The following is a 9,143-nucleotide window of genomic DNA, read 5'->3' on the forward strand; positions in this document are numbered from 1 at the left end:
CCCTGGGTCGCCCCGTCGCCGGTGTACTGGTTGGCCTTCACGTGCACTCTCCATCTCGCCCTGGGGCGGGTGTGGGGTCGATCGTGGGGTCGCGGCGGTGTCGGCCGCAGGTCGCGGGGGACGCGGTCGAGGCGGTGGTGGGCCGCAGGTCGCGGGGGTGGTCGGCCCCGAAGGGGGTCAGCCTCGGTAGGGGTGTGCGGCCAGGCCGCGGATCCCGGGGCGGAACGCGAACAACCGGCCGCCCAGCGGTTCCCGGTCGTCGGTCGCGGCCGTGGTCACGTAGAGCACGTCCAGGTCGGGGCCGCCGAAGACGCAGTTCGTCACCCGCCGTACCGGGACGGGCAGGGTGCGGTCGAGCCGGCCGTCGGGGGTGTAGCGGCGCAGCGCCCCGCCCTCCCACAACGCGACCCACACGCCGCCGTCGGCGTCGACGGTCAGGCCGTCGGGCAGGCCCGCCTCCGCCGGGATCTCGGCGAAGGGTCGGCGGTCGGAGACGGTGCCGTCGGTCGGGTCGTAGGCGCAGACGTCGATCCGGCCGGTGCCGGTGTCCACGTAGTAGACCAGTCGCTCGTCCGGGCTCCAGGCGATCCCGTTGGAGTTGGTCACGTCGGCGAACACACGGACGGGTTGCGGCAGTCGGCTCGGGTGGGCGGTGTCGGGCGGGTCGAGTCGGTAGAGCGCGCCGGCGCCGGGGGTGTCGTCCTCCGCCTTGGTGCCGGCGAAGAAGCGGCCGGCCCGGTCGCAGGCCCCGTCGTTCATCCGGTTGCCCGGTCGGTCGGCCTCCACGGGGGCGACGATCCGGACCGTGCCGTCCGGCTCCAGGACGGCGAATCCCTCACGCACGGCGAGACCGAAGCCGCCGACCACGCGCGGAACGATCGCGCTCACCGGTCGGCCGATGTCGTACCAGCCGTACAGGTCGGTGTCGGGGGCCAGGTAGTGGACCCGGCCCGCCGGGATGTCCACCCACAGGAGCCGGCCGCCGCGCGCGTCCCAGCACGGACTCTCGCCGAGTGTGACCGCCGGCGGCGACAGCGAGACCGGCCCCGCCCCCGCGCCGGGGACGGAACCGCCGAGGGTCACGGACGTCCCGGTCGGGCCTCGGCGCCGACGACCGGGTTGACCAGTACGCCGATGCCCTCGATCTCGGTCTCCAGCACGTCGCCCGGTGCCAGCCGGCGCGGCGGGTCCATGAACGCGCCGCAGCCCCAGGGGGTGCCGGTGAGCACGAGGTCGCCGGGTTCGAGGGTGAAGGCCCGCGAGCAGTACGACAACAACTCGGCGATGCCGAACAGCATTTCGGCGGTCGAGGAGTCCTGCACGAGCTGCCCGTTGACGCGGGTGCGCAGCGCGAGCGCCTGCGGGTCGGCCACCTCGTCGGGGGTGACCAGGACCGGACCCAGCGGACAGAACGTGTCCAGGCTCTTCCCGCGCACCCACTGCCCGTCGCCGAACTGGAGGTCGCGGGCGGAGACGTCGTTGGCGACGGTGTAGCCGGCGATCGCGGCCATCGCCTCGTCCTTGTCCGCGTTGCGCAGCGGCCGGCCGAGCACCACGCCGAGTTCCACCTCCCAGTCCACGTCCTTGGTCAGTTCGGCGTCGACGACGATCGCATCGCCGCTGCCGATCACGCTGGACGGGAACTTGGCGAACACCAGCGGGTTGCTCGGCGGCTCCACACCGGCCTCGCGGATGTGGTCCAGGTAGTTCAGTCCGATCGCGACGATCTTCCCCGGCCGCAACGGCGCCAGGTACCGAGTCGCCCGGACCGGCTCCACGGCGGCATCGACCACCGCCCGCACCACCTCGGGCCCAGCCGCGACCAGCGCCCCGAGCGTCCCGCCACCGGGCCCGTCGAGCCGGTACAACCCCCCGTCGCGCTCGACCACGGCCACCGCCCGGCCCTCGCAGTCAACTGTCGCCAACCTCATGCCACTCCCCGTAATTCGGCATTCCGTCTAGCGGAACGCAATTCCAAGTAGCGAAGCGAGTAAAACAACGCCCCGCCAAACCTGTCAAGAGCCCCCCGCCCCCCACACCCAAACCCTCAACCCATGCCAATCCCCCCACCAAACAAGAAAGTTGCCACCCCAGGCCCCCCAACCCGCCCAGCCCGAACTCCAGCCCCTCCGACATCCGAGAACACACCGCACCCGCGCACCCGCACAACGTCACAAATCCGGGGCACCCCCGGCCCACCCGACGCTCGAGCACACACCACACCCGCACATCCGCAGGCCCACCCGGGACCCGGCAACCTCAGCCGTCCGACATTCGAGAACGCCTCGCGCTCGCGCATCCGCAACCCGGGCAACTCCAGCCCGTCCGGCGCTTGAGGACACCTCGCACCCACACAACCGCAGGCACACCCGCTACCCGACCCACCCCAGCCCGTCCGGCGCTTGAGGACACCTCGCGGCGCCCGCGCAGCGGTGTGGGCGCCCACGGCCGGGGCCGATCGCAGCCTGTCCGGCGATCGAGGGCGGCGCGAGGCAGTCTCGGAGCGCGGGCTAGGTTGCCGAGCCCGCCCATTCGGCCACGCGCGAGCGAAGCGCCTCGGCCAGTTCCGTCATTCGCGCCGACGTCATCCGCGACTTCAGTCCGGTCACGCTGATCGCGGCCGCCGGCGCCGAACGTCCCAGGAACAGCGGCACCGCCACACACCGCAGCCCCAGCTCGTTCTCCTCCAGGTCCGTGGCCCAGCCACGACGCCGCACCTCGTCCAGCTCGGCGGCCAGCTTCGGCACCGAGGTGAGCGTGTGTCGGGTCGCCGGCCGCAGCGGCAGCCGAGGCGTCGCCCAGGCCCGCAGCGCCTCGTCGGTGGGATACGTCCAGGCCAGCAGCGCCTTGCCGACTCCCGTACTGTGCGCGGGATTTCGCCCGCCGATCACGGACGAGAGCTTGATCGCGCCGGACGCCTCGACCTTGTCCAGGTAGACCACCTCGCCCGCGTCCAGGATCGCCACGTGCACCGTCTCGTCGGTCACCCGGCGCAGGTCGGCGAGCAGCGGGTGCACCATCGAGCGCAGGTCGATGTCGTCGTGGAAGCGGAACGCGGTGGCGAGCAGCTGGCTCCCGATGAAGTAGGGGCCGTTCACCTCGGGCTGGGCGGCGAATCCGCGGTGCTTGAGCGCCCCGAGCAGCCGGTGGAGAGTGCTCTTCGGGATGTCCAGATCACTCGCAAGCTCCTCCAAGGCGATGCCTCGGGGCATTTCGCCCATACGCATCAGGATCCGCAGTGCTCGATCCACGCTGATCACGGGCGAATCGCTGTTGCCGGTCAAGGGCCCCCCTAGGGAACGAAGCATAAATGGGATGGCATTCCGCCTGATGGAATGATAGACCGTACCGCGCATCGCTGATAACGTCCCGGCTCGTCGACCGGTCACGGAGGAGAAGCGATGCGCGGGCTCATCGGCAAGCGGGTACTCGTCAGCGGCGGCAGCAGCGGTATCGGCTTCGCGGCCGCCCGGCGCTTCCTCGAAGAGGGGTGCCGCGTCCTGGTGGGCGGCCTGGATCCGGCCGAGGTGGACGAGGCGGTCGCGGAACTGCGCCCGCTCGGCGAGGTCACCGGCTTCGCCGTCGACGTCAGCCACGAGCCGGACGCGACCGCCCTCGTCGAGGCGGCCGTCCGCGAACTGGGCGGCATCGACGTACTCGCGAACAACGCCGGCATCGCCTGGCGCGAACCCTTCCTGGAGATCACCGCCGAGCACTTCGACCGCATGCTCGCGGTCAACCTGCGCGGCATGTTCCTGGTCGGCCAGGCGGTCGGCCGGCACATGGTCGAACGCGGCGGCGGCGGGGTGATCGTCAACATGTCGTCCACGAACGGGATCGCGGGCGAGGAGGACTACGCGCACTACAACGCCTCCAAGGGAGGTGTCCTCCTGCTCGGAAAGACGATGGCGGTGGAACTGGGCCGGTACGGGATCCGGGTGAACACCCTGTGCCCCGGATACATCCGTACACCACTCAACGCCTCGATCGCAGGCGCAATGGCAGACCCCGACTTCGAATCGACGTACATCACCACCCGAATCCCCCTGGCCCGCGCCGGCCGCGCCGAAGACGTAGCCGCCGCCTACGCCTTCCTGGCCTCGGAAGACGCGGCCTTCATCCACGGCACCGAACTGGTCGTAGACGGCGGCCAACTGGCAGTCATGTAGCACCAACCCCCAGCCAGAACCGGGCCACCACCCCAGGCCCGCAACCCACCCCGGTCCGGACCGCAACTCAACTCGACCCGACCCGCAACCACCCGGATCGGAACAGCAACTCTCCCAGGCCAAACCGCAGTTCACCCACACCCCATCCCCAACCCCAATCCGATCCGCAGCCACCCCGGCCAGGTCCACGGCACATCTCAGCCCGTCCGGCGTTCGAGGACAACGCAGGCCGACCCGCCGACCCGCCCTGCCGACACGACCGCCGTCGGCGGCGAGCCCACCCAGCACGACGGCCACCCGCCCGAGGGAGACCCACGGAACATGCCCCTGTCCATGGACCTGATCGACCGCCTGAGCGCGATCGTCGGCGCCGAACACGTCCGCCACACCACCGGCGACCTGGTGCCGTACGCCCGCGACGCCACCCCCCTGTTCGACCGGCTCCCGGACGCCGTGGTCTTCCCGGCCGACACCGCCGAGGTCGCCGCCGTGCTGCGCCTGGCGACCGAGCACCGCGTGCCGGTCGTCCCCCGGGGCGCCGGCTCCAACCTGTGCGCGGCCACCGTGGCCCTGAACGGCGGCATCGTCCTGGTCACCACACGCATGAACCGCATCCGCGAGATCAGCCCCGACGAGCTGCTCGCCGTGGTCGAACCCGGCGTGACCACCGCCGCCCTGGCCGACGCCGCGACAGCACACGGCCTGCTCTTCCCGCCCGACCCGGGCAGCCGCACGGTCTCCACCGTCGGCGGCAACGTGGCCACCTGCGCGGGCGGACTGCGCGGCCTCAAGTACGGCGTCACCCGCAACTACGTACTCGGCCTGGAGGCGGTACTGCCCACCGGCGAGGTGATCCGCACCGGCGGCCGGCTCTGGAAGGACGTGGCGGGCTACGACCTGACCCGCCTGCTCACCGGCTCCGAGGGCACCCTCGCCGTGATCACCGAGATCACCATGGCCCTGCTGCCCTCCCCCGCCGACACGGGCACCGGGATCGCCTACTTCCCCGACCTGGCCCACGCCGGCCGCGCGGTCGCCGACATCCTCTCCGCCGGCATCGTCCCGGCAACCCTGGAATTCCTGGACCGAAGCTGCATCAACGCGGTCGAGGACTTCGCCGACCTCGGCCTGCGCCGGGACGCCGGGGCGCTGCTCCTGTTCGGCGACGACGGTACGTCCGACGCGGTCCGCCACGACCTGAACCGCATGGCCGAGTTGTGCGACGCGGCCGGCGCCACGCAATGGACCCTGGCCGAGGACGTGGCCGGCGCCGAGGCACTGCTGACCGCTCGCCGATGTTCGCTGCCCGCACTGTCCCGACTCGGCGCGCTGACCATCCTCGAAGACGCCACCGTGCCGCGACCCAGGATCGCCGAGATGGTCGACCGGATCGACGCCATCGCGGCCGGGCACACCGTCACCATCGCCACCTTCGGTCACGCCGGCGACGGCAACCTCCACCCCACCTGCGTGGTGGCCGACCCGAACGACACCGAATCGATCGAGCGCGCGCACGCCGCCTTCGACGACATCTTCCGCACCGCGATCGAACTCGGCGGCACCATCACCGGCGAACACGGCGTAGGTGCCGCCAAGTTGCCGCACCTGCGCGCCCAACTCGGCGACGACCAACTGCAATTGCTGAGCCGGATCAAGACCGCCTTCGATCCCGCCCGCATCCTCAATCCCGGAAAGCTCGGCTCATGACCGGTATGTTCGACCCCGAGGAACTCTCCCGCTGCATCTCCTGCGGCTTCTGCCTGCCCGCGTGTCCGACGTACGCCGCCACCGGCGACGAGGCCTCCTCGCCGCGCGGCCGGATCAACCTGATGCGCGCGCTGGAGACCGGTCGCCTGGACGCCGACGACCCGACCCTGCTGGAACAGTCCTCCGCGTGCCTGGGCTGCCGCGCCTGCGAACCGGTCTGCCCGGCGGGCGTCCCGTACGGCTCCTTGTTGGAACAGTGGCGCGAGCACCAGTGGCGGGGCAAACACCGACCGCCACTGGCCCGGCTGTTGACGATGGTGGTGAGCCTGCCGCCGGTGGTCCGCGCGATGGGCTGGGGCCGCTTCGTCCTGCCGGCCGGGCGCAGCGGCCCCGACAAGGCAACCGGTCCGGCCGCACCCCGGCCCCCGAAGCCACCCATACAACCCATCCAACCCATCCAACCCACACAGCCCGCACAACCCACGCCACCCACGCCACCCGCCGGCACCGGTGCCTCCCTCATGCTCGGCTGCTTCGAACGCGCCATGTTCCCCAGGGTCTCCCGCGCGGCCCGCACCCTCCTGCCCGGCCTGAAGGTGCCCGACGACCAGGGCTGCTGCGGAGCGCTGCACGCGCACAACGGCGAATTGACCAAGGGCCGCGCCCTCGCCCGCCGCCTCGGCGAACGCCTCCCCGGCCGGATCGTCACCACCTCCGGCGGATGCGCCGCGCACCTGGCCGACGTCATCGGCCGCGACCGGGTCGCCGAACTGTCCGAGGTGGTCGACGTCTCGGCACTGCCCGAACGCCGGGTGGCCGGCCGCCGGGTCAGGGTCACCCTCCAGGACTCCTGCCACCTGCGCAACGGCCTCGGCGTATGGCGCGAACCGCGCGCAGTCCTTTCCGCGGTGGCCGACTTCGTGGAAACCCCGGGCGCCGGCGACTGCTGCGGCGCGGCCGGCACCTACTCCCTCCTGCGCCCGATCGAATCCCGCCGCATCCTCGACCGCAAGCTGGACGCGATCGAGGCCAGTGGCGCCGACGTCGTGGTCGCGGTCAACCCGGGCTGCCTGCGCCAACTCCGCACCGGCCTGCGGCGCCGCAGGTCGCGCGTACGCGCGGTACACCTCGCCGAATTCCTCACCACACCCGACGGCGGCGCCCGGACACCCTGACCATCACGGGCCCGACACCGGGATCTCGGGTCGAGTTCGGCGTATGCGACTCCACACGGGGGGAGCCGCATACGCCGTACCCGACCCGAGACACCCACGGGTTTCCACCACGCCACCCGGTTCGAAGGGAGCCATCCCGTCGAACACCAACCCCGCGACGCGCGCGCCTTCGCCCTCGCTCCATCCCACGAATGGGCAGGTGGGCCCCAGTTTCGACCCGTTTTCCACCATCCCGAGACCGGCGTTTCCGGCAAATCCCGTGGCGCACGTCACATCCCGCGCACCGATTGTCAGGAACTCGCACGCACCGTGAACCGAGTTTCCGCGATTCTCACTCCCCGCGATTTCGATCTCACTCTCCGCTGAAGGTCCCGGGCACAATGCGTGGATGCTTCGGGACTTTCGGTCCCGGAATTCCACCCTTCCGACCCGAATCTTCGGTTTCGGCGAAACATGATGTTTGGATCCGAGTCGGGTGTATGCGTAGTTTGGTGCTTCGCCGCACCGGTCCGGTGTTCGGCGGAATGTGTCTCCCGGTTCGCCGAATCCTGCCGCCGGAGAGGCCACGGTACGAAACCCGAAAGGCAGGAGCGGGGGAACCAAGTGGAATGCCGTCCCGGGCGTCCGCATGTCGTGGACGTCCGATAACGACGGCTTGGGGTGAAGCCGTGCCCGCCTCCTCGATACCCGAGGAGTCGACGCCGGCCGGGCGAGACTCTCCAGCCCGAATCCGACAGCTCACTTCGTAGGCGTGGGAGAAGGAAAAATCTTCGTGCAGTCGTTCATCACCCCTGCCCGCAAGCCCAAGAACGCGCGCCTCGCGCTCACCCTCGGCATGGCCGGCGCCATCGTCGCCGCCCCGCTGATCACCGGCTTCGCCACCTCCGCCACCGCCGCCCCGGTCTCCGTCTGGGACAAGGTCGCCATGGGCGAGAGCTCGGGCAACTGGCACATCAACACCGGCAACGGTTTCTACGGTGGCCTGCAGTTCACGCAGAGCACCTGGAACGAGTTCGGCGGTCAGCAGTACGCCCCGCGTGCGGACCTGGCCACCAAGGACCAGCAGATCGCCATCGCGGAGAAGGTCCTCGCCGTACAGGGCCCCGGCGCGTGGCCGAACACCTCGGGCCCCGCGGGCCTGACCCGTGGCGGCGCCGCTCCGGCCATCTCCCCCAGCGCCAAGTCGGGCTCGACCAAGGCCACCGTCAAGGTCGCCCCGAAGGTCGCCGAGAAGCCGGTCGAGGCCGCGCCGGCCCCGAAGGCCCCGAAGATCGAGGTCGTCCCGGCCGCCGAGACCAAGGCCACGACCACCACCTACTCCGTGGTCAAGGGCGACACCCTGTCCAAGATCGCCGCGGCCAAGGACGTCGACGGCGGCTGGCGCAAGCTGTACGCCGACAACAAGTCCGTCATCGGCGGCAACCCGAACCTGATCCTGGTCGGCCAGAAGCTCTCGCTCTCCGGCAAGGCCGCGGTCGCCACGAAGACCGAGGTCGCGCCGAAGGCCGAGGCCAAGGTCGAGACCAAGACCGAGGCCAAGCCCTCCGTGTCGGTCAAGGTCGCGCCGAAGCCCGTGACCAAGGAGAAGGCCCCCGTCGTGGCCAAGACCTCCTCGGCCAAGGCCGGCAGCACCGCCGTCAACTCCTCGGGCTACGTCGCTCCGGTGAACGGCGCGCTGGGCACCGCGTTCGGCACCGGTGGCTCCATGTGGTCCAGCGGCAGCCACACCGGCCAGGACTTCGTGGTCGGCACCGGCACCTCGGTCAAGGCCATCACCTCGGGCACCGTGGTCAGCGCCGGCAACGGTGGCGCCTACGGCAACGAGGTCGTCATCAAGCACGCGGACGGCAAGTACTCGCAGTACGCCCACCTGTCCAGCATCGGCGTCCGCGCCGGCCAGACGGTGAGCACCGGCCAGCAGATCGGCCTCTCGGGCGCGACCGGCAACGTGACCGGCCCGCACCTGCACTTCGAGATCCGCACCACCCCGAACTACGGCAGCGGCATCAACCCCGTCACCTACCTGCGCGCGCACGGCGTCAACATCTGATCCGAGCACAACCGGGAAGTTCCAGGGCCGGGCCCGTCGACC

The 9,143-nt window shown here is 70.9% G+C and carries 7 protein-coding genes and 1 riboswitch; of the genes, 4 read left to right on the top strand and 3 right to left on the bottom strand.

What is annotated here, in order from left to right; genetic code table 11:
- Positions 1-177: 177 nt before the first annotated feature.
- The 3 genes from ACFRCG_RS01305 to ACFRCG_RS01315 all read right to left on the bottom strand — a co-directional run bounded on the left by ACFRCG_RS01305 (position 178) and on the right by ACFRCG_RS01315 (position 3,284).
- Positions 178-1,083, bottom strand: a complete 906-nt coding sequence (locus tag ACFRCG_RS01305) for an SMP-30/gluconolactonase/LRE family protein (protein ID WP_380027418.1) — start codon at positions 1,081-1,083, stop codon at positions 178-180.
- Positions 1,080-1,931 (bottom strand): fumarylacetoacetate hydrolase family protein, encoded by an 852-nt coding sequence (locus tag ACFRCG_RS01310; RefSeq protein ID WP_380027421.1) that lies wholly within the window; start codon positions 1,929-1,931, stop codon positions 1,080-1,082. The genes ACFRCG_RS01305 and ACFRCG_RS01310 overlap by 4 nt, the downstream gene beginning before the upstream one ends.
- A 579-nt stretch (positions 1,932-2,510) precedes the next feature.
- Positions 2,511-3,284: an IclR family transcriptional regulator gene (locus tag ACFRCG_RS01315; protein ID WP_161500913.1), complete on the bottom strand. Its 774-nt coding sequence runs from the start codon at positions 3,282-3,284 to the stop codon at positions 2,511-2,513.
- 117 nt (positions 3,285-3,401) lie between these two features.
- On the opposite strand from ACFRCG_RS01315, the gene ACFRCG_RS01320 reads away from it, so the two are divergent.
- The 4 genes from ACFRCG_RS01320 to ACFRCG_RS01335 all read left to right on the top strand — a co-directional run bounded on the left by ACFRCG_RS01320 (position 3,402) and on the right by ACFRCG_RS01335 (position 9,101).
- Complete coding sequence (locus ACFRCG_RS01320) at positions 3,402-4,169, top strand: SDR family NAD(P)-dependent oxidoreductase (RefSeq protein ID WP_380027423.1); 768 nt, start codon at positions 3,402-3,404, stop codon at positions 4,167-4,169.
- Between the two features lie 321 nt (positions 4,170-4,490).
- Positions 4,491-5,876: an FAD-binding oxidoreductase gene (locus tag ACFRCG_RS01325; protein WP_380027425.1), complete on the top strand. Its 1,386-nt coding sequence runs from the start codon at positions 4,491-4,493 to the stop codon at positions 5,874-5,876.
- Positions 5,873-7,051, top strand: a complete 1,179-nt coding sequence (locus ACFRCG_RS01330) for a (Fe-S)-binding protein (RefSeq protein WP_380027427.1) — start codon at positions 5,873-5,875, stop codon at positions 7,049-7,051. The genes ACFRCG_RS01325 and ACFRCG_RS01330 overlap by 4 nt, the downstream gene beginning before the upstream one ends.
- A 529-nt stretch (positions 7,052-7,580) precedes the next feature.
- A riboswitch (cyclic di-AMP (ydaO/yuaA leader) is annotated at positions 7,581-7,818 on the top strand.
- A gap of 68 nt (positions 7,819-7,886) precedes the next feature.
- Entirely contained in the window at positions 7,887-9,101 is a 1,215-nt protein-coding gene (locus ACFRCG_RS01335; protein WP_380027447.1) for a transglycosylase family protein, read from the top strand.
- Positions 9,102-9,143: the final 42 nt, after the last annotated feature.

The sequence above is a fragment of the Embleya sp. NPDC056575 genome, assembly GCF_042793325.1.
Lineage (GTDB): Bacteria > Actinomycetota > Actinomycetes > Streptomycetales > Streptomycetaceae > Embleya.

Excerpts from the sequence above, each read along its gene's own strand:
- ACFRCG_RS01310 (WP_380027421.1), bottom strand. The coding sequence starts at position 1,931 with ATGAGGTTGGCGACAGTTGACTGCGAGGGCCGGGCGGTGGCCGTGGTC.
- ACFRCG_RS01320 (WP_380027423.1), top strand. The coding sequence starts at position 3,402 with ATGCGCGGGCTCATCGGCAAGCGGGTACTCGTCAGCGGCGGCAGCAGC.
- ACFRCG_RS01325 (WP_380027425.1), top strand. The coding sequence starts at position 4,491 with ATGCCCCTGTCCATGGACCTGATCGACCGCCTGAGCGCGATCGTCGGC.
- ACFRCG_RS01330 (WP_380027427.1), top strand. The coding sequence starts at position 5,873 with ATGACCGGTATGTTCGACCCCGAGGAACTCTCCCGCTGCATCTCCTGC.
- ACFRCG_RS01335 (WP_380027447.1), top strand. The coding sequence starts at position 7,887 with ATGGCCGGCGCCATCGTCGCCGCCCCGCTGATCACCGGCTTCGCCACC.